Genomic DNA, 26255 nt, shown 5'->3' with positions numbered 1-26255 from the left:
GCCCGTGGCCCGTCATGCGAGGGGCCTCCTCTCTCGTCAGAGGCGGTTCAGCCCAACGATCCCGCCGACCGTGCGCGAGAAGCCCTGGAAGGCACGGCTGATATAGGAGCCGCGATCCTCGCGAGGCTCCAGACCGCCGCTCTGCAGCAGGGCATAGGCGTCCTTGTACCAGGGGCTGTCGGGGAAGTTGTGCCCGAGGACGGCTGCCGCCGTCTGCGCCTCGTTGGTGATGCCCAGCGCCATATAGGCCTCGGACAGGCGCATCAGCGCCTCCTCGACATGGCGCGTGGTCTGGTACTTGATGATGACTTCGCGGAAGCGGTTCACCGCGCCGGTGTAGTTGCGCTTCTCCAGATAGTAGCGCCCGACATTCATCTCCTTGCCGGCGAGCTGGTCACGCGCCACCAGGAGCTTCTCCTTGGCGTCGATGACGTATTCCGACTTCGGGTAATTGGCGATGAGCTGTTCCAGCGCCTGGATCGCCTGGCCCGTCCGCTCCTGGTCGCGGGTCGCGTCCGGGATCTGGTTATAATAGGACATCGCCAGGATGTACTGAGCATAAGCCGCATCCGGGCTCGCCGGGTTCTGCGCGATGAAGCGCTTCGAGGCGGTGATCGCCTCTTCCCATTTCGACGCCTGGAAATTGGTATAGGCCGTCATCAGCAGGCCCTTGCGGGCATAGGGCGAGAACGGCGCGGTCTTGTCGATATCCTCGAACCGCTTCGCGGCGCCTTCGCTGTCGCCGCTCTGCAGGCGGGCGAGGCCCTCGTTGTAGAGCTTGTCGGCCGGCGTCACCGGCGTCAGGTCCGGCTTGTAGACCTCCGGCTTGTCGAAGGGATTGAGCGAGGACAGGGTATCGCAGCCGCCGAGCAGCAAGGCGGCGCCCAGCGCGAGGGGGATGCCCCTGCGCGGCGAAAGACCGCGATGGATTGCCGGAAGGCTTTGCCGCGTCACGCTCACGTCGTCCGTCCTCTTTCGATCGTCCCTCGTGCATCGGACCGAAAAGTGGAAGCCACTTTTCGGAACAATCCGATGCTGAAACCAAGGCTGGGTCGCCGCTTTGCGTCTGGTCGGACGCGTGGCGATCCAGTCTCCGGGAAGCATGCCTTACCTCAGACGCTTCCCCCGCGCCACTGCCGAAAATCGGTTATGACGGGATTCCGCATCGCTGCGGCATCTGGGACAAAAACCCGGCGATAGGAAGGCGAAGCTGCGTTTCGCCGCGCCTGGAGCCTCCGGCAAAACCCGGAGGGGCCTCTCAGTGCAGGTCCGGTGCGAAGGCGGCCGGCGCAGCGGCAGCCATCTGCACGGCGCGCGGCGCCGCGAAAACCGGCTGGGATTCGACGATCGCGAAATTCGCGCGATCGGCGAACAGCGCCTGGAGAATCTGGACATTCATCCGGTGGCCGCCGCAATAGGAGCGGAACTCGCCGATGATCGGATAGCCGGCGAGCGCGAGGTCGCCGATCGCGTCGAGCACCTTGTGGCGCACGAATTCGTCGCCGTAGCGCAGGCCCTCGGGGTTGATCACCTTGTCCTCGCCGACGGCGACGGTGTTCTCGAGCGAGGCGCCCTGGGCGAAGCCCGCCTTCCAGAGCTGCTCGACATCGCGCATGAAGCCGAAGGTGCGGGCCTTCGAGATCTCGCTGGCATAGGCCTGCGCGTCGAGGTCGAAGACCTTGCGCTGGCGGCCGATCACGACGCTGTCGAAATCGATCTCGACATCGAGGCGGAAGCCATGCTCGGCCGGCGCGAGCTCGGCGAAGGCGCGGCCCTGCTCGATGCGGACCGGCTGGAGAACCTTGAGATAGCGGCGCGGCGCGGTGAGCGTGGTCATGCCGGTCGCCTCGATGGCGGCGACGAACTCGCGGGCACTGCCGTCCATGATCGGCATTTCCGGCCCGTCGATCTCGACCAGCACGTTGTCGAGGCCCATGCCGGCGCAGGCCGACATCAGGTGCTCGATGGTCGAGACCGAGGCCGGGCCGCGATCGCCAATGACCGTGCAGAGCTCGGTGGCGCTGACCTTGGTGTGCTTGGCGTGGATGAGCTGGGGCGGCATGCCCTCGATGCCCGTGCGCAGGAAGACGACCCCGGAATTGGCGCTGGAGGGCTTCAGGCAGATGCTGGCGGGGGCTCCGGAATGGACGCCGATCCCGGTCAGGGTCACGGCTGCGCGCAGGGTCGTCTGCCGATCGAAGCTCATTCCGTCATCCAATCCTGATCATCGGGATCGCCTCTCATCCGCCTTGGCGGGGTGGCAGGATCACGATGTCTATCCAAGGCCGGCACCGGAGCGAACCCGGCGACGCTGTCGTTCTGATGCGCCGCAAGATAAGCTTTTGGAGCCGCCTCTCAAAATCACGCTTTCTTTCGCTGTGTTACAGCGCTGCTCAGGCAGAGCGGGTCATATAAAGCGCTGAAAGATAAACATTTTCTAACGACGAAAAACCCGCCGCGGATGATCCGCGGCGGGCTTGTTACAAAGCCGTGAGAGGCTCGGGTCCGATCAGTTCGCCTGGCGGCGGAGGAAGGCGGGGATCTCGAGATGGTCTTCCTCGCTGGAGCGAGTCGGCGCGGCGCGGCCATGCGGGTCGAGCTGGCCCTGGGCCGGACGCGAGGCCGGCTGCGGCGCCGGGCGGCGCATGTACTCGGCGTGCGCTGCGCTCGGCGCGGCCGCCTGCGGCATCGGGGCCTGCGGCATCTGGCGCACCGGCGCCGGGGCCGGGGCCATCTCGGCCTCCTCGTCCTTGCGGCCACCGAAGCCGACCGAGGCGAGGCGCTGCATCAGCGACATGCGCTTCTGCTCGACGGCGCTCGGCGGCTGCGGCGCGGGCTGGGCGCCGCGATGCGCGTTGAGCTGGGCCTGCCCGGGAGCCGGCAGATCCTCGACGCGCGGCATGCGGGTCGGTCGAACGACGGCGCGCTCCGGCATCGGCGGGATGAAGCTCTCGTCGAAATGCAGGTGCGGCTCGGCATGGTGGACCGGCTCGGGAGCCGGCGGAGCGGCCATGACGGGGCGCGGCTGCACCGGCTCGATGCGGATGTCCTGCGCGACCTGGGCGATCGGAGCGGGTTCCGGCATCGGCATCGGGGCGACACGGGCGGTCTCGATCACGGGAGCCGGCGGGGCGACCGGGCGGGTGGTGGCGACGGCGGCGTTGCTGCGCAGGCGGGCCTCGGCCTTCAGGCGCTCAGCGACCTGGGCGATGCGGGCCTCGGTGTCGTCGTTCTCGACCAGCGACGAGATCGGCTTGTCGATGCCGGTCGCGACGACGGAGACGCGCACGGTGCCTTCGAGCGATTCGTCGAAGGTGGCGCCGACGATGATGTTGGCCTCGGAATCGACCTCCTCGCGGATGCGGGTGGCGGCTTCGTCGACCTCATAGAGCTTCATGTCGCGCCCGCCGGTGATCGAGATCAGCAGGCCGCGTGCCCCCTTCATCGAGACGTCGTCGAGCAGCGGGTTGTTGATCGCGGCCTGGGCCGCGGTCAGCGCGCGCTTCTCGCCCTGCGCCTCGCCGGTGCCCATCATCGCCTTGCCCATGCCGCGCATCACGGCGCGAACGTCGGCGAAGTCGAGGTTGATCAGGCCGGGGCGGACCATCAGGTCGGTGATGCAGGCGACGCCCGAATAGAGCACCTGGTCGGCCATGCCGAAGGCGTCGGCGAAGCCGGTGGTCTCGTTGGCGACGCGGAACAGGTTCTGGTTCGGGATGACGATCAGGGTGTCGACCGCCTCGTTCAGCTCGCCGATGCCGGCTTCAGCCATGCGCATGCGGCGCTGGCCTTCGAACTGGAACGGCTTGGTGACGACGCCGACGGTCAGGATGCCCATGTCGCGGGCGACGCGGGCGATCGCGGGAGCAGCGCCGGTGCCGGTGCCGCCGCCCATGCCGGCGGTGATGAAGACCATGTGAGCGCCCGCCAGATGGTCACGGATCTCGTCGATGACCTCTTCGGCGGCCGCGCGGCCGACTTCCGGCTGCGAGCCGGCACCGAGGCCCTCGGTGACCTGCAGGCCCATCTGAACGATGCGGGAAGCGCGCGACAGGGCGAGAGCCTGCGCATCGGTGTTGGCGACGACGAAATCGACACCGTCGAGGCCGGCCTCGATCATGTTGTTGACCGCATTGCCACCGGCGCCACCGACGCCGAACACCGTGATCCGGGGCTTCAGTTCCCGGATGTCCGGGGCTTGCAGATTCATCGCCATGGTTGCCTCTTTTGATCCCTTGTCCGGCGCCTGGCGGGAGCCGTCCCGATTGCTACGTTTGACGCCGTGGCCCGCCCTAAGGACGAGCCGTACTCACTAGAAACTGTCTTTCAGCCACCGCCCGACACGCGAGAAATACCCGTCCGTCCCGGTCATCAGAGGCCGCCCGCCGGCCGCGCGCGGCTCGAAATGCTCGACATGGGCGACCTGCGGATAGACCAGCAGGCCGACCGCCGCCGCGAAGGCCGGGCCCTTGCCGGCTTCCGGCAAGCCCTTGATCCCGAGCGGCCGGCCGGTCCGGACCTGGCCGCCGAGGATGCGCCGCGCCACTTCCGGCAGACCGGTGAGCTGGCAGGCGCCGCCGGTGAGGACGACGCGCCGCCCGGCCTGGGCCGAGAAGCCGGCATTGTTCAATCGGTCGCGCACCAGTTCGAGGATCTCCTCGACGCGCGGCTTGATGATCCGCACCAGATGCGACTTGGCCAGATGGTTCGGCATGTCGCGCTCGTCGTCGTCGACCTGCGGCACCGCGATCATGTCGCGCTCGTCGGAGGCGCTGGAGATGCAGGAGCCATGCAGCGTCTTCAGCCGCTCGGCCGCCGAGACGCGGGTCGAGAGGCCGCGCGCCACGTCCATGGTGATGTGGTTGCCGCCGACCGCGATCGCGTCGGCATGGACGAGATGCCCGCCCGAAAACACGCCGAGCGAGGTCGAGCCGCCGCCGAGATCGACGAGGACGACGCCCATCTCCGATTCGTCGTCGACGAGGACCGAGAGGCCGGACGCATAGGGGGTCGCGACCACCGCCTCGACTTCGAGATGGCAGCGCTCGACCGCGAGCATGACGTTGCGCGCCGCCGCCGCCTCGCTGGCGACGACATGCATATCGACCGAGAGCTTGCCGCCGATCAGCCCGCGCGGATCGAGCACACCCGGCACGCCGTCCAGCGCATAGCCGGTCGGCAGGGCATGGAGCACCGCCTTGCCGGGGCGCAGAGCATGGGTCGCGGCGGTCGCGAGCACGCGCTTCACGTCGCCGTCGCCGACGGAGCCGGAGCGCAGATCGACGCTGGCCGCATAATGCTGCGAGCCGATGCGCCCGCCGGTCAGGTTGACGATGACCGACTGCACCTCGACCTTGGCCATGCGCTCGGCCGCGTCGACCGCGGCGCGGATGGCGCGCTCGGCGCTTTCGAGATCGACGATCGCGCCGCCCTTCAGGCCGAGCGAGCGCTGGTGGCCGATGCCGATGATGCGGGCGACATGGGTGCGCCCGCGCAGCCGCTCATTGGTCTCGGCCGGGCTGAGCTCGGCGATCAGGCAGACGACCTTGCTGGTGCCGATGTCGAGAATCGACAAGGTCGCGCTCTTGCGCGACGACAGCGGACGCATGCGGGGGGTCAGGCCCTGGGAGGTGACGTGGTTCACGCCTCGCCTCCCTTCTTCTTGGCCTTGCTCTTGAGCTGGTCGGCGCGCGCCGCGGCCGCCTCCTCCGAGAGCCGCATCGTCACCCGGTCGGGCTGGCGCAGGTCGATGGCGAGCACATCCTTGTCGAGGATGCGGTAATCGCTCTCCAGCGAGACGAGGCGCTGCACCGCGGCTTCCGGCTTGGTCTCGGGCAAGCGCACATCCATGCCGTTGTCGAGTTTCAGGTTCCAGCGGCGCCCGGAGACGAGCGTCGCGGCACGAATATGCTGGGCGAAGGCGCCCGCCTGATTGCGGATCGCCAGATATTCGGCGGCGCGGTTATTGGCGTCCTTGCCGACGACGAGCGGCAGGTAGGCGAAGCGGCCATCGTCCATCTTGTCGATCACCGTGCCGTCGGCCGCGATCACGAAGAGCTCGCCCTTCACCTGCCAGAGTGCGTAGGGCTCGCGCTCGGTCAGCGCGATCGAGACCTCGCCCGGATAGAGCTTGCGGACGGCGGCCTCGCGAATCAGCGGCGTCGCCTCCAGCTGCTTGCGGGCCTCGTCGGCGTCGAAGAACACCAGCGAGGTCTTCGAATCGATGCCGGCCGCGACCAGGACCTCCTGCTCGGACAGGCCCGAGAGGCCGGAGATGGTGACGCGGTCGATGCCGAAGCCGAGCGCCCGCGCGAACATGTGGCGCGGCTCGCCGTAATTGTCCTGCATGGCCTGCCAGTGGCCGCCGAGCACGAACCCGCTGCCGAGGCTGAGCGTGAGGAAGCCGAGCGCCAGCCAGGTGCCGAGGCTCTGCGGCAGGCGCTGGGCCAGCGGCACCGCGACCGCGCTGCGGCGCGAGCGGCGCATCCAGCGACCCTGGCGCTGCTCACCCACCAGCAGCTGGGGGGCGGCAGGCGCGACCGGGAGCCGGGAGAGCGGCCGGGCAGGCGCATATCGGGGCATGGCAACGGTCTTCGTCGTCATCGCTTTCACCGATCGAGGGAGGCGTCCTCCACCATCCATTTGACGAGCTCACCGAAATCCAGGCCCGCATGGGCAGCCAACTCGGGCACCAGGCTGGTTTCGGTCATCCCGGGCTGCGTATTGACCTCCAGCCAGACGAGCGTGTCGCTCTCGTCGTGGTAGCGGAAGTCAGATCGGCTGACGCCCCGGCATCCGATTGCTTGATGCGCCGTTAACGCACACTCTTCGATCTGCTGGTAAATTTTCGGTAAAATTTGCGCCGGACAGATGTGGATCGAGCCGCCTTTCGCGTACTTCGCGTCGTAGTCGTAAAACTCACCGGTTGCGGCTTGTATTTCGGTCACACCGAGGCTGCGGTCGCCCATCACGGCGCAGGTCAGTTCGCGCCCGGCAATGAAGGTTTCGGCCAACAGCATCTCGCCGCAAGGCCAGTCCGGCCGGGCGATTTCCTGCGGCGGGTGTTCCCTGCCCTTCTTCACGATGACGACGCCGACGGAGGAGCCCTCGTCGATCGGCTTGAGCACGTAAGGAGGCGGCAGGACATGCTTCTTGGCAGCCGCGAATCGCGAGACGTTGACGCCATGGGCAACGGGAACGCCTGCCGCCTTCACCACGGTCTTCGCCCGGTCCTTGCGGATCGCCAGCGCCGAGGCCAGCACGCCGGAATGGCTATAGGGAATGCGCAGGATTTCCAGCACGCCCTGGATCGTGCCGTCCTCGCCGAAGCGGCCATGCAGGGCGTTGAAGGCGACGTCGGGCTTCAGCTTCGCCAGCACCTCGGCGATGTCGCGCTGCACGTCGACGCGGGTGACGCGGTAGCCGACGCTCTCCAGTGCCCGCGCACAGGCCGCGCCGCTGTTGAGGCTGACCTCCCGCTCGACGGACCATCCGCCCATCAGCACTGCAACATGTCTGGTCATCGACGCTTCGCTCCTGCGATGCGTCCAACCTCGTTAAACTTGGTTAACAGCGCGTTAACCATGACGAGCCCGGCGTTGACGGGAAGTACCGGCCCGCAACCCTGAAGCCGCGCGAAACCCGCTATGGCCGGGCTTGACCGATCTTCGCGAGCAGCCGCCTCAGCTCGGCGCGCTCCTCCGCCGAAAGCGCGCTGACCAACCGCTCCTCGGTCGCGACATGGCTGACGACGATTCGGTCCACCAGGGCGAAGCCGGCCTCCGTCAGCACGATCCGCAGCGCCCGCCGGTCGGCCGGATCGGGCTGCCGCTCGATCAGCCCGCGCTTCTGCAAGCGGTCGAGCCGGTTCGTCATCGCCGAGGTCGAGATCATCATGTCCGCGGCGAGTTCGGAGGGCGAGAGCGCCCGCCCCCTGCCCTGGCGCCGGAGCGTCAGCAGCACGTCATGGCCGGCGAGATCGAGATCATCCCCCGCGAGATTGGCGGAAACCCCCTCACGCACCCGGTCCGCCGCGCGCCAGAGATCCCCACACACCGCCATCACACTCGTGTCGAGATCCGGCCGCTCCCGCCGCCACTGCGCCAGGATCGAATCCATCGGGCCGCCCTGCGCGTCCCGGCGCTCTTGACTCATTTTCACGCCTCACCTAATTACACGACATCAAATAATTTGACGTCAAAATATCTGACTTCGAACCACCATACCACCTGCCCCTCTCAGGGCAAGCCATACGGACATCCTGCCATGGAACCGAGGATCGCCAGTTTCCCGATCGACCCGGTCTTTCTCGACCGCTGGTCCCCCCGCGCCTTCCAGCCCGAAGAGATCGACCAGCATGCCCTGCTGACGATGCTCGAGGCCGCGCGCTGGGCGCCTTCCGCCTATAACGAGCAGCCCTGGCGCTTCCTCTACGCCCTGCGCGGCGATGCGCACTGGCCGGAATTCCTGGCCTCGCTCGACGACTTCAACCGCGAGTGGGCGCAGAATGCCGCGGCCCTCGTCTTCGTGCTGTCGGATGCCGGCGCAGACGCGGCCGATGCGCAGGCGCAATCCCCGGCGCTGCGCAGCTTCGACACCGGCGCAGCCTGGTCCCAGCTCGCCCTTCAGGCCACCCGGCTCGGCTATCACGCCCACGCCATGGCGGGGCTCGAATACGATGTCGCGCGCCGCAACCTTGCCGTGCCCGGCCGCTTCCGCATCGAGATCGCCGTCGCGATCGGTCGCCGCGGAACGCCGGACCTCTTGCCGCCGGCTCTGCGGGACCGCGAGCAGCCGAGCCTGCGCCGGCCTCTGACGGAAACCGCCTTCGCCGGCCGCTTCCCCGCCTGACCGTCCCGTGACCATCATCCCGCTTGGGAGCCAGCCATGTCGCTCAGCCTCAACAGAACCCTGCTGACCACGATCCTCGTGCCCTGCATCTGGGGCACGACCTACATCATCTTCACCCAGACGCTGCCGGTCGATCATCCGCTGCTCGTCGGCGCGCTGCGGGCCCTGCCGGCCGGATTGCTATTGATGGCGCTCGGCCCCGGCCTGCCGCCGCGTGACAAGCTCCTGCCACTGGCGGCGCTCGGCCTCGCCAATATCGGCATCTTCTTCGCCCTGCTCTTCGTCAGCGCCGCACGGCTTCCCGGCGGGCTCGCCGCGACCGTCGGCTCGACCCAGCCCCTGATCGTCGGGCTGCTCGCCTGGCCCCTGCTCAACCGACGTCCGGGCCGCGGCCAGATCGTGGCCGCGCTCGCCGGGCTCGTCGGCGTCGCTCTGCTGGTGCTCGATCCGCATGCGAAGCCCGATGCAATCGGCATCATCGCCGGCCTCCTGAGCGCCGCCTCGATGGCGACGGGAACCGTGCTGATCGAACGCTGGGGCAAGATGGGTTCGCCGCTCGCGATCGCGGCCTGGCAGCTCACGCTCGGCGGCCTGATCCTGCTGCCGGTCGCACTGATCGCAGAAGGCTTGCCACCGGTCCCCACCGCCCTGAACGGGCTCGGGTTCGCCTATCTCGTGCTGATCGGCACCGCCCTGACCTATTGGCTCTGGATCAGGGGCATCACGACGCTCGGCGCCGGCGTCGCCTTCCTCGGGCTGCTCAGCCCGACCATGGCGACGATTCTGGGCGCCCTGCTGCTAGGCGAATGGCTGAGCCCGCTTCAGTTCCTCGGCATCGCGATCGTTCTGGGCTCGACGATCGTCGGGATGATCCTGTCGCGCCGCCGCGCCTCGGCAGTCGCGGCTACGCCGCAACCCCGAGCCGCTTGATCTCCCACTGCAACTCGAAGCCGGAGTTCTCCTTGACCCGGCGGCGAACCTCCTCGCCGAGCCCCTCGACATCGGCAGCCGTCGCGCCGCCGGTGTTGATCAGGAAGTTGCAGTGCATCTCCGAGACCTGCGCCCCGCCGACGCGCAGGCCACGGCAGCCGGCGGCATCGATCAGCTTCCAGGCCTTGCCGCCATCGGGGTTCTTGAAGGTCGAGCCGCCGGTGCGCTCCTTGATCGGCTGCGCCGCCTCGCGCGCCGCCGTGACTCGGTCCATCTCGGCCTGGATTTCCGCCTGATCGCCCGGCCGCCCCTGGAACAGGGCGGACGTGAAGATGATGTCGCGGGTCGCGGCCGCGCTGTTGCGATAGGTGAAGCCCATATCGGCATGGGAGAGCGTCACGATCTCGCCCTTCCGGGTGACGCCACGCACCGAAACCAGCACGTCGGTGGTCTCGCCGCCATGGGCGCCGGCATTCATGCGCAGCGCCCCGCCGATCGAGCCGGGAATGCCACGATAGAAAGCAAGCCCGTCGAGCGAGGCATCCGCCGCGGCGCGGGCGACCTTGACGTCCGGCACGGCCGTGCCGGCCCGCAGGCGATCGCCGCTCTCCAGCGCGATCTCGCCGAAGGCCTTGCCGCCGAGCCGGATCACGACGCCGGGAATGCCGCCATCGCGCACGATCAGGTTGGAGCCGAGCCCGATCACCGTGACCGGAACGTCCTCCGGCAGCTTCGACAGCAGATAGGCGAGGTCGTCGTCATCGGCCGGCGTGAACAGGATCTGCGCCGGGCCGCCGACGCGGAACCAGGTCAGGCCCGAAAGCTCCTGATTGGCGAGAAGCCGGCCCCGCAGGTCGGGAGCCGAGGCGCGGATATCGGAGGAGAGGTCTGCGAAGGGCATGGCGTCGCTTTAGAGCAGGATGGTCGCGGAGGGAAACGCTCGTCATGCTCGGGCTTGACCCGAGCATCTCTTGCCGAAGGAGGCTCCCTTGCCTCCTCTGGCCGCGATTCTCGAGTCTGCGCTTCGCCCGAGAATGACGGCGGGGTGGACTGCGCGAAATTACCCCTTCAACGCCGCCAGTTCGCCCGGCAGCGCATAGGCCCATTGGGTGATGTTGCCGGCGCCCAGGAACACGACATAGTCGCCCAGCCCCGCCAGTTCCGCCACCATCCCGGCGAGCTTGTCCGAACTCTCCAGAGGCAGCGCATGGCGATGGCCGCGCGCCTTGATGCCGGCGACCAGCGAATCGCGGTCGGCGCCCGCGATCGGCGCCTCGCCGGCCGCATAGGTATCCGCCACGATCACCGTGTCGGCATCGTTGAAGCAGGCGGCGAAATCGTCGAACAGGCTGGACAAACGGGTGTAGCGATGCGGCTGGACGATCGCGATCACCTTGTTCTTCGTCGAGGCGCGCGCGGCCTTGAGCACAGCCGCGATCTCGACCGGATGGTGGCCGTAATCGTCGAAGATCAGCGCGCCGTTCCACTCGCCGGTCTTGGTGAAGCGGCGCTTGACGCCACCGAAGCCGGCCAGCGCCTCGCGGATGCGCTCGACCGGGATGCCCAGATCGTAGGCGACGGCGATCGCAGCCGTGGCGTTGAGCGCATTGTGATGGCCCGGCATCGGCATGATGAGATCACGGATCACCTCGTCGCGTCCGGTCTTGCGGTCGCGGATCAGCAGCGTGAACTTCGCCTGCCCGCCGGAGAGATCGATGTCGATCAGGCGGAAATCGGCCTGCGGGTTCTCGCCATAGGTGACGACGCGGCGGTCGGTGATCTGGCCGACGAGCCCCTGCACCGTCGGATGGTCGATGCACATCACCGCGAAACCGTAGAACGGCAGGTTCTCGACGAAGGAGCGGAAGGCCGCCTTGATCGCGTCGAAGGTGCCGAAATGATCGAGATGCTCGGGGTCGATATTGGTGACGATCGCGACGTCGGCCGGGAGCTTCAGGAAGGTGCCGTCGGACTCGTCGGCCTCGACCACCATCCAGTCGCTCTCGCCCATGCGGGCATTGGTGCCGTAGGCGTTGATGATGCCGCCGTTGATCACGGTCGGGTCGAGCCCGCCCTTCTCCAGCAGCGTCGCGACCAGCGAGGTCGTGGTCGTCTTGCCATGGGTGCCGGCGATGGCGACGCAGCTCTTCAGGCGCATCAATTCGGCCAGCATCTCGGCGCGGCGCACGACCGGCAGGCGTTTTTCGCGAGCGGCGAGCAGCTCCGGATTATCGCGCTTGATCGCGGTCGAGACTACGACGACCTCGGCCTCGCCGAGATTCTCCGCCTTGTGGCCGACGAAGGTGGTGATGCCCTTGTCGGCGAGGCGCTTGACATTGGCGCCGTCGGAGGCGTCCGAGCCCTGCACCTTGTAGCCGAGATTGTGCAGGACCTCGGCGATGCCGGACATGCCGATGCCGCCGATGCCGACGAAATGGATGGAGCCGAGCTTCGGCGGCAGCTTCATGGTCCTGGAATCCTGTCAGTTCGAATGATTGGCCGTGGCGATCACGAGATCGGCCAGGCGGTCGGCGGCGTCAGGGATGCCGGCGCTCTTCGCGTTTGCGGCCATCGTCGTCAAGTGTGCGGGCTGCGCGATCAACTTCGACAATTCGGCAGCAAGATGACGCGGCGTGAAGTCCGGCTGGAGGATGCGGGTCGCCCCGCCCACGCCTTCGAGGAAGGCCGCGTTCGCCGCCTGGTCCTGGTCGAGCGAGCCCGGCAGCGGCACGAGCAAAGCCGGCCGGCCGATCACGGTGAGTTCGGCTACGGTCGAGGCGCCGGAGCGGGCGATCACGAGCTGCGCCGCCGCCATCTGCGCCGGCAGGTCCTTGAAGAAGGGCGCGATCGTCGCCTGGACGCCGAGCGTCTCGTAGATGCCGCGCACGCGCCCGTCGTCCTCGGCCCGCGCCTGCTGCACGATGGTCAGGCGCGCCCGCTCGGCCTCGGTGAGGAGCTCAATCGCCGGCGGCACGATATCGGCCATGATGCGCGCGCCCTGGCTGCCGCCGAAGACGAGGAGGCTGATCTTGCCCTCGCCTGGCCAGTCGTATTCGCGGCCTGCGGCCTCGATCACGGCGGGGCGCACGGGGTTGCCGACATGCCGGCACTTGGCCTGCTGGGCCTCGGTGAGCCCGCCGACCCTCGCGAAGCCGGTCGCGATCACGTCGGCGCGGCCAGCAAGGAAGCGGTTGGCGCGGCCGATCACCGCGTTCTGCTCGTGGATCAGCGTCTTCACCCCGGCAAGCGACGCGCCGAGCACCGGCGGCACCGTCGGATAGCCGCCGAAGCCGACGACCACGGCCGGCTTCACCTGCCCGATGATCCGCCGCGCCGCGAACGTGCCCTTGGCGATGGCGAACAGCGCCTTGGCCTTTTGCAGCGGCGAACGACCGGACGGCGTCGCCGCCGGCACCGCATGCACCGCCTCGGCCGGGAAATTGCCGGCGAACTCGGCGGCGCGCGTATCGGTCATCAGCACGACGCGCATGCCCTTGGCGTGCAGCGCGTGGCTCAGCGCCTCCGCCGGGAAGAGATGGCCACCGGTTCCCCCGGCCGCCAGCATGATCAGCTTGCCCATCCGGTCAGCGCCCGAAATCGACGGCACGCGGGCGGCGTCTGGTCAATGCCAGCAGGAAGCCGGTGCCGACCGCGAGCGAGAGCAGCGAAGAGCCACCATAGGAGATGAAAGGCAGGGTCATGCCCTTGGCCGGCATCATGTGCAGGTTGACCATCATGTTGATCGCCGCCTGGATGCCGAAGAGCAGGGCAAGGCCGGTGACCGCGAGGCGGATGAACGGGTCCTCCGCCTTCTGCGCCACGAACAGCGCCCGGATCACGATGGCCGCGAAGAGCGCGACCAGCAGCATGCAGACCACGATGCCGAATTCCTCGGCGGTCACCGCGAAGATGAAGTCGGTATGGGCGTCGGGCAGGATGCGCTTCACGGTGCCCTCGCCCGGGCCTTTGCCGAGCCAGCCGCCCTGCGCGAAACTCTCCAGCGCCGTGTCGACCTGGAAGGAATCGCCCGAGCCCTTGTCCATGAAGCGCTCGATGCGGGCCCGAACGTGCGGCACCAGTTCATAGGCGACCAGGATGCCGACAGCGCCGACGCCGCCCAGCCCGATCACCCAGAACCAGTGCAGGCCGGCGACGAAGAACAGCCCGCACCAGACGAGGCTGACCAGCATGGTCTGGCCGAAATCGGGCTGGAGGACGAGCGGCACGATGGTGATCGGCAGCAGCAGCAGCGCCAGGATCGTGCCCGGCAGGTCCGGCCGGCGCGTGCCCTCGGCGAAGGCCCAGGCGGCCATGATGACGAAAGCGGGCTTGAGGAATTCGGACGGCTGGACCGAGCCCAACGGCCCGAGTGTCAGCCAGCGCTTGGCGCCCTTCACCTCGACACCGAAATAGAGCGTCGCCACCACCATCGCGAGCGAGCCGAGATAGATCAGCAGCGCGGCGCGGCGCACCTGGCGTGGCGTCATCAGCGAGACCCCGAGAAAGATCGCCATCGCGCCGACGAGATAGGCCGCCTGCCGGTTGACGAAATGGAAGGTCGAGAGCCCCAGACGCTCGGCCACCGGCGGCCCGCCCGCCATCAGCAGCACAACGCCCGAGACCATCAGGGCGACGAGCGCGGTCAGAATGAGGCGGTCGATCGACCACCACCAGCGGCCGCTGAGAGAAGGTTCCGCGCGCGAGACCATGACGGGTATCCGATCGACAAATTCGGCGCGGCCGAAACCGCGCTTGCGTGACGAATCACTCTGTCAATGAATGGTTAACCGATTGATTCCGATGCCCCGGATCGGCGGCATCCGAGCCTCGCGATCCACAGCCGCGCATGGCGCTTCGTGGCCTTTACGGCGCAGCTTCGGCCACCTCGATCAGCCTCTCGCCTCAAATCGGACTCGTGCCGCCGCTCAGATGCAGGGGCCGCTCCTGACACGCATTGTCGGCTCATGCCGGGAGTTTCACGCCGCACCCGTCTCGACAGCGAAAGGACTGATCATGGCCATCGCCAAGAATACGATCTGCCTGTGGTACGACAAGAACGCCGAGGCTGCCGCCCGCTTCTATGCCGAGACTTTCCCGGACAGCGCCGTGAACGAGGTCTTCCGCGCACCGACCGATTTCCCCTCCGGCAAGGCCGGCGACGTGCTGACCGTCACCTTCACCGTGCTCGGCATCCCCTGCCTCGGCCTGAATGGCGGGCCGACCTTCAAGCACAGCGAGGCCTTCTCCTTCCAGATCGCGACCGAGGATCAGGAAGAGACGGACCGCTACTGGAACGCCATCGTCGGCAATGGCGGGCAGGAAAGTGAATGCGGCTGGTGCAAGGACAAATGGGGCCTGTCCTGGCAGATCACACCGCGCGTGCTGACCGAGGCGCTGGCCGTCGGCGGCGAGGAAGCGAAGCGCGCCTTCGCCGCGATGATGACGATGCAGAAGATCGACGTCGCCGAGATCGAAGCTGCCCGGCGCGGCTGAGACGCGACTGTTCCAGCGAAGCCCCTGGCTGCGATCGAGAGCAGGACGACAGGCCGCGCCGCAATTCCGTCACCCCGTCCGTGATCGATCCCGCAGCGACGCGATTCAAGCGCCGCTTGATTCGCGATCGGGAGGACAACTTGCGGAAGATTTGGCGTGGTGTTGCCCTCGGCGTGCTCGCGCTCGCCGCGCTCCTCTATGTCGGTAACACGAACCACCTCGCACCGGCGCGCGGCGGCGGCCCCGTCCTGCTGGCGCATCGCGGCATAGCCCAGCAGTTCGACACGGCCGGGCTGACGCGGGACGGCTGCACCGCAACGCGCATGCTGCCGCCGACCCATAGCTATCTCGAAAACACGATCGCTTCGATGCAGGCGAGCTTCGAGGCCGGTGCCGACATCGTCGAGCTGGACGTCCACCCGACGACGGACGGGCAGTTCGCAGTCTTCCACGACTGGACGGTCGATTGCCGCACCGATGGCCTCGGCGTCACGCGCGAGCACAGCATGGCCGATCTCCGGAAGCTCGACCTCGGCTACGGCTACACCGCCGATGGCGGCAAGAGCTTTCCCTTCCGTGGCAAGGGTATCGGCCTCATGCCGACGCTCGACGAGGTCCTGCAGCGCTTTCCGGACAAGACCTTCCTGATCAACGTGAAGAGCAACGACCCGACCGAAGGCACGAAGCTCGCCGCGGTCCTCAACGCCCTGCCGCCGCAGCGGCGCGCGACGCTTCTGGTCTATGGCGGCGACAATCCGATTGCGACCCTGCGGGCGCAGGCGCCGGATATCACGGCGATGTCGCGCGCTTCGCTGAAGACCTGCCTGCTGCGCTATCTCGGCACGGGCTGGACGGGCATGGCGCCGGATGCCTGCCGCTCGATGGTCGTGTTCGTGCCGATCAACATCGCGCCCTGGCTCTGGGGCTGGCCGAATCGCTTCCTCGCGCGGACGGAGGCCGTGGGCAGCCCCGTCTTCGTGCTCGGGGACTATCGCGGCGGCGAGCATTCCACCGGCATCGACAGCAAGGCCGATATCGAGCGCCTGCCGGCGGGCTATGCCGGCGGCGTGTTCACCAACGAGATCGAGGCGGTCGCGGCTGCGCTCAAGCCCCGCAAGCCGGCGGCACCCTGACGAAGGCTGGCGGTTAGCGCTTGCCGCCGAAGGGCTCGAAGCCCGGCAAGTCCGCGACGAGCTTGCGGAACCTGTCGCCGCGCACTTCGAAGTTCGGGAACTGGTCGTAGGAGGCGCAGGCCGGCGAAAGCAGCACCGCGATCTCGCCCTCGCCCGTCGCCGCCAGAGCATCGCGCGTGGCATCGGCCACGGCCTTGTCGAGCGTGACGCTGCGCTCATAGGCGACGCGCCCGTCATCGTCGAAGGTCGCAGCGAAGAGGTCGCTCGCCGCACCGATCAGATAGGCGCGGGCGATGTTCGGGAAATAGCGGCGCAAGCTTTCGATGCCGCCATCCTTGGCCTTGCCGCCGAGGATCCAGAAGATGCCGTGGAAGGAGGTCAGCGCCTTCTCGGTTGAGTCCGCGTTGGTCGCCTTGGAATCGTTGATGAAGACGACTCGACCAATGCGGCCGAGCTCCTCCATGCGATGCGCCAGACCCGGATAAGTCTTGAAGCCGGCCGCGATCTCCTCGGCCGTGAGGCCGAGCGCTGAACAGGCGGCGAAGGCAGCCGCCGCATTCTGCGCATTGTGCGAGCCTCGCAGGGAGCCGATGCCGGCGAGATTGGCGACGACCTTAGGCTTGCCGTCCTTGACCTCGACGATGCGCGTATCGAGCCGGCCCTGATTGGCGGTGACACCGGCGAAGACGCCTTCGTCGAGCGGCTGCTCGCCGCTGATCTTCACGAGCGGGCGGCCTGCGGCAGCGCGGCGGCGCGCCATCTGCTTGGAAGCCTCGTCATCGACGCCCACCACCGCGATATCGGCCGCCGCGACCAGCCGCTCCTTGATCGCCGCATAGTTCTCCAGCGAGCCGTGCCGGTCGAGATGGTCCGGCGTCAGGTTCATCTGGATGCCGACGGTAGGCTGAAGCGAAGGCGCGAGATCGATCTGGAAGCTCGAGCACTCGATGACATGGATGCGGTTCGCAGCCGGCGGCTCCAGCGCCAGCACGGCGGTGCCGATATTGCCGCCCATCTGTACGTCGCGGCCGGCTTGCTTCAGCACATGGGTGATCAGCGCCGTCGTGGTCGATTTGCCGTTGGTGCCGGTGATGCAGACGACCGGCGAATCCGGTGCGACCTTCGCCCGCTCCAGGAAGAACAATTCGACATCGCCGATGATCGCGACGCCGGCAGCCTTGGCCTTGCCGACGGTCCAATGTGGTTCGGGATGGGTCAGCGGCACGCCGGGCGAGAGCACGAAGGCAGCGAAACCCGACCAGTCGGCGCTCGCAAGATCGACGATGGCGATGCCCTCGGTCGCAGCCTTCTCCCGGCTCTTCTCGTTATCGTCCCAGGCCGCGACCTCGGCACCGCCCATCTTGAGTGCGCGCGCCGTGGCGAGCCCCGAGCCACCGAGGCCGAACAGGGCGACCTTGCGCCCGGCGAAGACTGTGACGGGCGTCATGCGGGCACTCTCAGCGCAGCTTCAGCGTGGCGAGGCCGACCAGCGCCAGCACGACCGAGATGATCCAGAAGCGGATCACGACCTGCGGCTCGGTCCAGCCCAGCTTCTCGAAATGGTGGTGGATCGGCGCCATCAGGAAGACGCGCTTGCCCGTGCGCTTGAACACGAAGACCTGGATGATCACCGAGAGCGCCTCGACCACGAAGAGGCCGCCGACGATGGCGAGCACGATCTCGTGCTTGGTCGCGACCGCGATGGTGCCGAGCAGGCCGCCGAGACCCAGCGAGCCGGTATCGCCCATGAAGATCTGGGCCGGCGGCGCATTGAACCAGAGGAAGCCGAGGCCGGCACCGATCACCGCGCCACAGATGACGGCGAGCTCGCCCGCGCCGGGGATGTGATGAATCTGCAGGTAGTTCGCGAAGATCGCGTTGCCGACGAGATAGGAGATGAAGCCGAAGGTGCCGGCCGCGATCATCACTGGCACGATGGCGAGCCCGTCGAGCCCGTCGGTCAGGTTCACCGAATTGCCGGCGCCGACCACGACGAAGGCAGCGACCAGCGGGAACAGGATGCCGAGCGGAATGATCGCTTCCTTGAGGAAGGGCATCGCGAAGCCCGACGAGATCGCCGGCGGCTGCGTCTGCATGATGAAATAGCAGGCGATCAGCGCGACCACGACCTCGATCGCGATGCGCGCCTTGCCCGAGAAGCCCTTGTGCGACTGCTTGGTGACCTTGAGATAGTCGTCATAGAAGCCGATCGCGCCATAGGCCGCGGTGACGCCGAGCACGATCCAGACGTAAGGGTTGCGCAGGTTGCCCCAGAGCAGCACCGCGACGAACAGCCCGGTCAGGATCATCAGCCCGCCCATGGTCGGCGTGCCGCGCTTGGCGAGATGCGATTCCGGCCCGTCGGTGCGGATCGGCTGGCCCTTGCCCTGCTTGATCCGCAGCCAGGAGATGGCCGAGGGCCCGAAGAAGAAGACGAAGAGCAGCGCCGTCGCGGTCGCCCCGCCTGCGCGGAAGGTGATGTAGCGGAAGACGTTCAGCACCGGGAAGGTGCTGGCGAAGTCGGCGAGCCAGACGAGCATGCTGCAGGGTTCTCTTGTAAATCAGTCTTCGGCAGGCACGGCAGGAAAGCGCGCGAGGATCGCCTTGACGATCGGACCCATGCGCGTGCCCAGCGATCCCTTGACCGTGACGGTGTCGCCGGCGCGAATCGCATCGAGCACGAGCGGCTCCAGCTCGCTCGCGGTGGCGGCATAAGCCCCCCGCATGGCGGAAGGCAAGCTTTCATGCAGCCCTTTCATCAGCGGGCCGCAGGTGAAGACCTTGTCGATCCCGTTCGAAACCAGCGGCTCGGCCAGTCCCCGATGCAGCTCCGGGCCGGTCTGCCCGAGCTCCAGCATGTCGCCGAGCACGGCGATGCGCCGGCCCCGGCCCTCGACCGGCAGGCGGCCGAGATTCTCGATCGCGGCGCGCATCGAGGCGGGATTGCCGTTATAGCTTTCGTCGAGCAGCGTGATCCTGCCGCCCGGCACCTGCAGCACCTGCCGCGCGCCGCGCCCGGCCGGTGGCGTGAGATCGCCCAGCGCCAGCGCCGCCAGTGCGAGATCAGCGCCGAGTGCATGGACGGAGGCGAGCACGGCGAGCGAATTCAGCACGATATGCTTGCCGGGGCTGCCCAGCCGGTAGGTCACGGGCTCGCCGAAGACGCGGGCCTCGACAGTCGACATATCGGGCTTCAGCGCGCAGAAGATCAGCTTCACATCGGCATCAGGGCTTTCGCCGAAGGTGATGATCCGCCCGGCGGGACCGGACTTGGCGATGTCGCGCAGCAATTCGGATTGCGGGATATCGGCGTTGACGATCGCCGTGCCGCCCTTCTCAAGCTCCCAGTAAACACCCGCCTTTTCCTCGGCGATCCCCTCCAGCGAAGCGAAGGCGGCGAGATGCACGGGCTGGATCGTGGTGACGATTGCGACCTGCGGGCGCACCATCCGCGCCAGGGGCACGATCTCGCCGGGGCTGTTCATGCCGATCTCGTAGACGCCATAGGCGACGTCGGCGGGGGTGCGACATAACGTCAGCGGCACGCCCCAGTGGTTGTTGTAGGAGGCAACCGGCGCATGGGTCTTGCCCTGGCGCGAGAGCACGAGGCGCAACGCCTCCTTGGTGCCGGTCTTGCCGACCGAACCGGTGACGGCGACGACACCGGCCTTGAGCTCGGCCCTGCGCGCGGTGCCGGCATGCTCCATCGCCTTCAGCACGTCCGGCACGACGGCGAGCGCGCCGACGCCCTCGAACTGAGCGGCATGGGCTTCGTCGACCACGGCGAGCGCAGCGCCCTTGTCGAGCGCAGCCTTGACGAAATCATGCCCGTTGCGGGCCTCGCCGGTGATGGCGAAGAAGACGTCGCCCGGCTCCAGCGTGCGGGTATCGATCGAGGCGCCGGTCACGACCGGCGGCACGGCGCCCTCGGGCCGCGCGCGCAATGCCGCGATCAGCTTGTCTCCGGTCCAGAGCGGGGCGCCCATTACTTGATCTCCGATAGCGCCTTGCGGACCACGTCATGGTCCGAGAAGGGCAGCGTCCGGTCGCCTATGATCTGGCCGGATTCATGGCCTTTTCCGGCCACGACCAGCAAATCCCCAGGCTTCAGCATCTTTACGGCCGCGTTGATCGCTTCCTCGCGGTCGCCGATCTCCCGGAGCTTGGGCGAAGCGGCCATGATCTCGGCCCGGATCGTCGCCGGGTCCTCGCTGCGCGGATTGTCGTCGGTGACGATGGCGATATCGGCCTTCTCGGCCGCGATCGCGCCCATCAATGGGCGCTTGCCCTTGTCGCGATCGCCGCCGCAGCCGAAGACGCAGATCAGGCGCCCGGTCGCATAGGGCCTGAGCGTCGTCAGCACCGCCGCGAGCGCATCGGGCTTATGGGCGTAATCGACGACGACAAGCCCGCCATTGGCCTCGCCGACACGTTCGAGCCGCCCTGCGACGCCCGTTAGTCCGGAGATTGCCTGAAGCGATGCCGCCTTGTCTTCGCCGGTCGCGATGGCGAGCCCGGCTGCGACCAGCGCATTGCCGGCCATGAAATCGCCCACCAGCGGCAGGTCGACCGACAATTCGCGGCCGTCGAAGCCGACGGTCAGCCGCTGCGAGAAGCCATCGCGCTCGTTACGCAGCAGGGTTAGCGCCTCGCCCTTGCGGCCGATGCCGATGATCGGATGCCCCGCCTTGGCCGCAGCTTCAGCCGCCTCCTTCGCATAGGGCTCGTCGCGGTTGACAACGACCGGCGCGCCCGCCGGAAGCAATTCCCAGAGCCGCAGCTTCGCGGCGAGATAGTCCTCGACGCTCGGGTGATAATCGAGATGGTCGCGCCCGAGATTGAGGAAGGCACCGGCGCTCAGGCGCACACCGTCGAGGCGGCGCTGGTCGAGCCCATGCGAGGACGCCTCCATCGCGAGATGCGTGATACCTTCGCCCGCGAGCGTGTCGAAGGAGGCGTGCAGCGAGAGCGGGTCCGGCGTTGTCAGCGAGCCGTAATCGGCGCCCTTGCTGGTCACCACGCCGATCGTGCCGACGCTCGCCGCTTCATGGCCGAGTGCCTGGAATATCTGCCGGGTGAAATCCGCAACCGAGGATTTGCCGCTGGTGCCGGTCACCGCGACGATGGTCTTGGGCTGGCGCGGATGGATTTTCGCTGCGGCGAGCGCCAGCGCGAGGCGGGGATCGTCGACCTGTGCAAAGGCAACGCCCGCCGGCAGGTCGGCCGGACGCGGACCACCCGAGACGATCGCGACCGCGCCATGCCCGACCGCATCCATGATGAAGCGCGCGCCATCGGCCTTGGCGCCGGCGAGCGCGACGAAGACATCGTCGCCGGTCACCTTGCGGCTGTCGAAGGCGACGCCATGCACTTGCTGGCTCGCGGCCTCAGCCTCGAAAATCTCGGGGAAGAGGTCTCCGAGTGTCCAGGACATCGCGTTCATCATTCCGTTGTCCTTGACCGCATCCGGCCGTCATTCTCGGGCGAAGCGAAGCGTAGACCCGAGAATCTCAGGCCGGAAGAGGCTTCCAAGCCTTCTGTGTCGAGAGATGCTCGGGTCAAGCCCGAGCATGACGGTCGAGACCCGGCCATCGTCGCGCGCTCAGCGCGAACCCCAGGCGCCGAGCCGCGCCATCAGCGGGAACGGCGACGGCGGCGGGTCAAAGCGCGGGTTGAGCCCCAGGATCGGCCCGGCGCGTTCGATCACGCGGCCGGTCGTGACGCCGGCATTCCACGCCGCGGTCGAATAGCCGCCGCTCTCGGCATAGCCCTTCGGCTCGTCATAGATCGCAAGGAACAGGTATTTCGGCTTGTCGGATGGGGCGATCGCCGTGAAGGTCGTGAAGTTCTTGTTCTTGGCGTAGCGGCCGTTGATGACCTTCTCGGCCGTGCCGGTCTTGCCGCCGACGAAATAGCCTTCGACATTGGCCTTGCGGGCCGAGCCCTTCTCGCCGTTCAGCCGCATGATGAAGCGCATCGCCTCCGAGGTCTCGGGCTTGATCACCCGCGTCGCGACCTGGCGCGCCTCCTCTTCGGTCCGCTTCAGGAAGGTCGGCTTCATCAGGTAGCCACCATTGACCAGCGCCGCCACCGCCGTCAGCGCCTGCAGCGGCGCGACCGCGAGGCCGTGACCGAAGGCGATGGTCGCGGTGTTGATCTCGCCCCAGCGCTGCGGAACGATCGGGGCCGCGCTTTCCGGCAGCTCGGTCGTCATCCGGTCGAGCTGCATCATCTTCCTGAGGAAAGCCTTGTGACCGTCGACGCCGACGGCCAGCGCCATCTTGATCGAACCCATGTTCGACGAATGCAGGAAGACTTCCGGCACGGTGAGCGTGCGGCCGGTGCCGTGGTATTCCTTGATGACCTGACGGCCGAACCGCATCATGCCACCGGCGGTCGAATAGCTCGAATTGATGTTGGCCTTGCCGGAATCCAGCGCCATCGCGATGGTCAGCGCCTTGAAGGTCGAGCCCATCTCGTAGACGCCGACATTCATCCGGTTGATCCGGTCCTTCTCCAGCGCGTCGACCGGGTTGCCGGGGTCGAAATCAGGCAGCGAGACCAGCGCGATCACCTCGCCGGTGTTCACATCCATGATCGCACCGGCCGCCGCGATGGCCTTGAAGCGCTCGAGTCCCTTCGACAGTTCGTCGCGCAACAGATGCTGGACGCGCAGGTCGATCGAGAGCTTCACCGGCTTCAGGTCGGAGGCCTCGGTCGCCAGCCCCGCCCCGTTCAGGTCCTGCAGGCCCTGCGAGTCGATATATTTCTCGATGCCGGCGATGCCGACATTGTCGATATTGGCGAAGCCGAGCACATGGGCTGCGGCAGTGCCGTTGGGATAAACGCGCTTGTTCTCGGGCACGAAGCCGACGCCGGGAATGCCGAGCCGGTGCACCTCCGCCTGCTGGCGCGGCGTGATCTCGCGCTTGACCCAGACGAAGCCCTTCTTGGTAGCGAGCTTGTCGCGCAATTCCTTGGCGTCGAGATCCGGCAGCACCGCCGTCAGAAGCTCGGTCGCCTCGTCCTTGTCGAGGATGCGGCGCGGCTCGGCGAAGACCGAGACCGTGCGGATATCGGTCGCCATCACCTCGCCGTTGCGGTCGACGATATCGGGTCGGGCGGCGGAGATCGCGTTGGAGGTCGCGCGGCGAAGGCCGACCTGCTCGTTGGGCGCCACGCCGAGATAGACCAGCCGGCCGGTAATCGCGAGGAACAGCGCCGAGAAGCCGAGGATGACGAGGCCGACGCGCGGCTCGCTCTTCTCGCCGCTCATGCGGAAGACATCGCGCAGCCAGGCCAGGCGCCCGCGCTTGACGGCGATCTCCTCCGGCCCCGCCTGCTCTGCCACCGGTGCCTCCTGATCGATCGAGCGGCTCATGGCATGGCTCCCGGCGTCGTCGCGCCTGCCTTGGTGTTACGCGGCGTCTCGGTCGGCAGGCCCAGCCCGAGATCCTCGAGCTTGCGGCCGATGGCATCGACCTTCGGGCCGCGGTTCGGGACGTCGGAGGGCTTGACGACCTGCGTCACCACGAAGGGCTGCAGGTCGAGATGGCGCTCGGCCAGCATCTGGACGCGGTCGGGCCGGTTGAGGAACTGCCACTCGGCCTTGAGCACGGCAATGGCGTCGCGCTCGCGCTGAGTCTTGGACTTGAGCTTCTGGAGATGCTCGGTCGCCAGCGTCGTCTCGTATTTGATCGAATAGGCATAGACCGCCGAGGAGACCAGCGCGCCGATGGCGATGACATGCAGGAGCTTGATCACGCTCAGGGCCTCCGGCGCGGCTGCGGGTCGGGGACGGTGGAGAGCGCGACGAGCCCGGCATCGGCCCGGCGCGACGGCGCGTCGTTGCGTGCGGCGGCGCGCAGCTTGGCCGAGCGCGCCCGCGGATTGGCCCGCATCTCGGCCTCCGTCGGCGCGACGGCGCCCTTCTCGACCAGCCTGAAGGTCGGCTGCGCAGCGGCCACCGCCGGCGCATGGCGCGAGCCCGCCGGCACCCGGCCGGAACGCTCGGCGAAGAACTGCTTGACGATGCGGTCTTCGAGGGAATGGAAGGTCACCACGACGAGCCGACCGCCCGGCTTGAGGACGGTCTCGGCCGCATGCAGCGCCCGGACCAATTCGCCGAGTTCGTCATTGACCGCGATGCGCAGCGCCTGGAACACGCGGGTCGCCGGATGCGCCCCGCCCGGCTCGCCCCAAACAATGCTGGCGACGAGATCGGCCAATTGCTTGGTGGTCGTGATCGGCGCCTTGCGGCGGGCCTCGATCACGGCCCGCGCCACGGCGCGCGAGCGGCGCTCCTCGCCGTAGTGGTAAAAGATATTGGCGAGCAGCCCTTCCTCGGCCTCGTTGACGAGGTCGGCGGCGCTCTGCCCGGCGCTGCTCATGCGCATGTCGAGCGGCCCGTCGAAGCGGAACGAGAAGCCGCGCTCGGCCTGATCGATCTGCATCGAGGAAACGCCGATATCGAGCACGACGCCGTCGAGCGGCGCCATCCTGAAGCGCTCGGCCTCCTCGGCAAGCTCGCCGAAATTGGCCTGCGACAGCGTCAATCGTCCAGCCATCGCGGCGACGAGATCGGCCCCGCCGGCGATCGCCGAGGGATCGCGGTCGAGCCCGAGCAGGGCCACATTCGGCGCGGCCTCGAGGATCGCGCGCGAATAGCCCCCTGCCCCGAAGGTACCGTCGAGATAGCGCCCGCCGGCCTGCGGCGCGAGCGCGGCCAGAACCTCGGCGAGCAACACGGGCACATGACGAACCGGTCCGCCAATGGCTCCGCCGGAACGGTCGCCATGGTCCGTCATGTGCCCGAGCCTCCCGTTGGAATGGTCAAACTGCCGAGCGTGCGCTTCACGTCGCGCAGGCGCGTCCGCGCCGCGTCGAGATGCGCGCGGAACCGCTCCGGCTCCCAGATCTGAAACTTGTGACCATGGCCGACGAAGGTCACCGCGTCGCCGATGCCGGCATGCGCTTTCAGCGCCTCGCTCAGCACCATCCGCCCCTCCGTGTCGATCTTCAGCACCTCCGAGGTGCCGTTCAGCGCGGTCGAAAGCAATTCCCACTCGTCCGAGAACGGCGAGAAGCGCGCGAGGATATCGTCGATCGTGGCCCGAAGCGCATTGCCGCCGGCATCCAGCGCCGGCAGGTCGAGGCCCTGATGAACATAGAGGCCCTCGTAGCCATCCTTCGCCAGAACCGCGCGGAAGCTCGATGGAATGGAGACACGCCCCTTGGCGTCGAGCCGGTTCGTGAAATTCGAGACGAAGCGGTCCGTCAACGCCGCCTCCCGGCCTGCTCTTCAAGGCGCCACTGCTGAGATGGGCGAGCGGCGAAAAGACTCCCCGTCGAGGCGGGCAAGGCAGCCCAGCAAGCCAAATTCCGCGCGGCACACGGAGCCTGACCCTTGGTTTGCCTGCCGGCTTCGACGGGATGATTTGGGATAGCATGGGCCTATATGGGCGTCAATGGAATCACAGGCGCAACGGCGCACCCGCGGGGACTCTCCGCCATCACAGCTCGTTAAGGTTAAGTATCCGTAAGCACGCGCAATTCGGCGCTGCCCGACCCTATCGGCAGGCGGAGAAACGCATCAGCGCTGCGAAAAATTTTTACGAAAGCGGGGCGTTATTTTCGGCGAGCCGCGCAACGGCTTCCGACAAAAGCCTCACAACTCCCAGCTTCGCGTCAGTGCACCGGATCCACGGCCACGAACAGAGCGTCATTCTCGGGTGGAGCGGAGCGCAGACCCGAGAATCTCAGGCCGGAGAAGCTCTGGAGCCCACTGGTCATGAGATGCTCGGGTCAAGCCCGAGCATGACGATCGTGAGTGCCATGTATTTGTGGCTC

The 26255-nt window shown here is 67.5% G+C and carries 23 protein-coding genes; 4 read left to right on the top strand and 19 right to left on the bottom strand.

The window, feature by feature from the left end; all coding sequences use genetic code 11:
* Positions 1-36: 36 nt before the first annotated feature.
* The 7 genes from AC3WMA_RS20220 to AC3WMA_RS20190 form a co-directional block, all read right to left on the bottom strand.
* A complete protein-coding gene (locus AC3WMA_RS20220) occupies positions 37-954 on the bottom strand; it encodes an outer membrane protein assembly factor BamD (RefSeq protein ID WP_492287439.1) in 918 nt (305 codons plus the stop codon).
* A 304-nt stretch (positions 955-1258) separates the two neighbouring features.
* Complete coding sequence (gene lpxC / locus AC3WMA_RS20215) at positions 1259-2206, bottom strand: UDP-3-O-acyl-N-acetylglucosamine deacetylase (protein WP_492287146.1); 948 nt, start codon at positions 2204-2206, stop codon at positions 1259-1261.
* Positions 2207-2509: 303 nt separating this feature from the next.
* On the bottom strand, positions 2510-4216 hold the full coding sequence (gene ftsZ / locus AC3WMA_RS20210) for a cell division protein FtsZ (RefSeq protein WP_492287145.1): 1707 nt from the start codon (positions 4214-4216) through the stop codon (positions 2510-2512).
* Between the two features lie 96 nt (positions 4217-4312).
* The gene (gene ftsA, locus AC3WMA_RS20205; protein WP_257734567.1) at positions 4313-5608 is read right to left on the bottom strand and encodes a cell division protein FtsA; all 1296 of its coding nucleotides are present in this window, start codon (positions 5606-5608) and stop codon (positions 4313-4315) included.
* Between the two features lie 32 nt (positions 5609-5640).
* Positions 5641-6603 carry a cell division protein FtsQ/DivIB gene (locus tag AC3WMA_RS20200; RefSeq protein ID WP_492287144.1) on the bottom strand — a complete coding sequence of 321 codons (963 nt, stop codon included), beginning with the start codon at positions 6601-6603 and terminating at the stop codon, positions 5641-5643.
* Between the two features lie 5 nt (positions 6604-6608).
* Entirely contained in the window at positions 6609-7523 is a 915-nt protein-coding gene (locus tag AC3WMA_RS20195) for a D-alanine--D-alanine ligase (protein WP_265060244.1), read from the bottom strand.
* Between the two features lie 121 nt (positions 7524-7644).
* A complete protein-coding gene (locus AC3WMA_RS20190; protein ID WP_492287143.1) occupies positions 7645-8154 on the bottom strand; it encodes a MarR family winged helix-turn-helix transcriptional regulator in 510 nt (169 codons plus the stop codon).
* A gap of 111 nt (positions 8155-8265) precedes the next feature.
* Here AC3WMA_RS20190 and AC3WMA_RS20185 point away from each other — a divergent pair, with 111 nt between their 5' ends.
* Positions 8266-8850: a nitroreductase family protein gene (locus tag AC3WMA_RS20185; protein ID WP_492287142.1), complete on the top strand. Its 585-nt coding sequence runs from the start codon at positions 8266-8268 to the stop codon at positions 8848-8850.
* 36 nt (positions 8851-8886) lie between these two features.
* On the top strand, positions 8887-9780 hold the full coding sequence (locus AC3WMA_RS20180) for an EamA family transporter (RefSeq protein WP_492287141.1): 894 nt from the start codon (positions 8887-8889) through the stop codon (positions 9778-9780).
* Here the strand turns inward: AC3WMA_RS20180 and murB are convergent.
* From murB to AC3WMA_RS20160, 4 genes are all read right to left on the bottom strand, one after another.
* The gene (murB, locus tag AC3WMA_RS20175) at positions 9755-10681 is read right to left on the bottom strand and encodes a UDP-N-acetylmuramate dehydrogenase (protein ID WP_492287140.1); all 927 of its coding nucleotides are present in this window, start codon (positions 10679-10681) and stop codon (positions 9755-9757) included. The two genes, AC3WMA_RS20180 and murB, sit on opposite strands and share 26 nt — an antisense overlap.
* Before the next feature lie 159 nt (positions 10682-10840).
* Positions 10841-12247 (bottom strand): UDP-N-acetylmuramate--L-alanine ligase, encoded by a 1407-nt coding sequence (murC, locus tag AC3WMA_RS20170; RefSeq protein ID WP_492287139.1) that lies wholly within the window; start codon positions 12245-12247, stop codon positions 10841-10843.
* Positions 12248-12262: 15 nt separating this feature from the next.
* The gene (gene murG, locus AC3WMA_RS20165; protein ID WP_492287138.1) at positions 12263-13360 is read right to left on the bottom strand and encodes an undecaprenyldiphospho-muramoylpentapeptide beta-N-acetylglucosaminyltransferase; all 1098 of its coding nucleotides are present in this window, start codon (positions 13358-13360) and stop codon (positions 12263-12265) included.
* A gap of 4 nt (positions 13361-13364) precedes the next feature.
* Positions 13365-14489: an FtsW/RodA/SpoVE family cell cycle protein gene (locus AC3WMA_RS20160; RefSeq protein ID WP_492287137.1), complete on the bottom strand. Its 1125-nt coding sequence runs from the start codon at positions 14487-14489 to the stop codon at positions 13365-13367.
* A gap of 304 nt (positions 14490-14793) precedes the next feature.
* Between AC3WMA_RS20160 and AC3WMA_RS20155 the strand changes: the two genes are divergently transcribed.
* Complete coding sequence (locus AC3WMA_RS20155) at positions 14794-15273, top strand: VOC family protein (protein WP_492287136.1); 480 nt, start codon at positions 14794-14796, stop codon at positions 15271-15273.
* A 140-nt stretch (positions 15274-15413) separates the two neighbouring features.
* Positions 15414-16406 (top strand): glycerophosphodiester phosphodiesterase family protein, encoded by a 993-nt coding sequence (locus tag AC3WMA_RS20150; protein WP_492287135.1) that lies wholly within the window; start codon positions 15414-15416, stop codon positions 16404-16406.
* Positions 16407-16419: 13 nt separating this feature from the next.
* Here AC3WMA_RS20150 and murD read toward each other — a convergent pair whose 3' ends face one another.
* From murD to AC3WMA_RS20110, 8 genes are all read right to left on the bottom strand, one after another.
* Positions 16420-17853, bottom strand: coding sequence for a UDP-N-acetylmuramoyl-L-alanine--D-glutamate ligase (murD, locus tag AC3WMA_RS20145; protein WP_492287134.1), 1434 nt, complete (start codon positions 17851-17853; stop codon positions 16420-16422).
* Positions 17854-17863: 10 nt separating this feature from the next.
* Positions 17864-18946, bottom strand: coding sequence for a phospho-N-acetylmuramoyl-pentapeptide-transferase (mraY, locus tag AC3WMA_RS20140; protein ID WP_492287133.1), 1083 nt, complete (start codon positions 18944-18946; stop codon positions 17864-17866).
* Positions 18947-18967: 21 nt separating this feature from the next.
* Entirely contained in the window at positions 18968-20392 is a 1425-nt protein-coding gene (locus AC3WMA_RS20135) for a UDP-N-acetylmuramoylalanyl-D-glutamyl-2,6-diaminopimelate--D-alanyl-D-alanine ligase (RefSeq protein ID WP_492287132.1), read from the bottom strand.
* Positions 20392-21840, bottom strand: a complete 1449-nt coding sequence (locus AC3WMA_RS20130) for a UDP-N-acetylmuramoyl-L-alanyl-D-glutamate--2,6-diaminopimelate ligase (RefSeq protein ID WP_492287131.1) — start codon at positions 21838-21840, stop codon at positions 20392-20394. The genes AC3WMA_RS20135 and AC3WMA_RS20130 overlap by 1 nt, the downstream gene beginning before the upstream one ends.
* 168 nt (positions 21841-22008) lie before the next feature.
* A complete protein-coding gene (locus AC3WMA_RS20125) occupies positions 22009-23787 on the bottom strand; it encodes a peptidoglycan D,D-transpeptidase FtsI family protein (RefSeq protein WP_492287130.1) in 1779 nt (592 codons plus the stop codon).
* The gene (ftsL, locus tag AC3WMA_RS20120; protein WP_492287129.1) at positions 23784-24170 is read right to left on the bottom strand and encodes a cell division protein FtsL; all 387 of its coding nucleotides are present in this window, start codon (positions 24168-24170) and stop codon (positions 23784-23786) included. The genes AC3WMA_RS20125 and ftsL overlap by 4 nt, the downstream gene beginning before the upstream one ends.
* 2 nt (positions 24171-24172) lie before the next feature.
* A complete protein-coding gene (gene rsmH / locus AC3WMA_RS20115) occupies positions 24173-25213 on the bottom strand; it encodes a 16S rRNA (cytosine(1402)-N(4))-methyltransferase RsmH (protein WP_492287128.1) in 1041 nt (346 codons plus the stop codon).
* Positions 25210-25686 (bottom strand): division/cell wall cluster transcriptional repressor MraZ, encoded by a 477-nt coding sequence (locus AC3WMA_RS20110; RefSeq protein WP_492287127.1) that lies wholly within the window; start codon positions 25684-25686, stop codon positions 25210-25212. The genes rsmH and AC3WMA_RS20110 overlap by 4 nt, the downstream gene beginning before the upstream one ends.
* Positions 25687-26255 lie beyond the last annotated feature (569 nt).

Source organism: Allobosea sp. FW305-C-101, from assembly GCF_058783685.1.
Note: the sequence above shows the minus strand (reverse complement) of the source record. Positions and strands in the feature narration are given on the sequence as shown.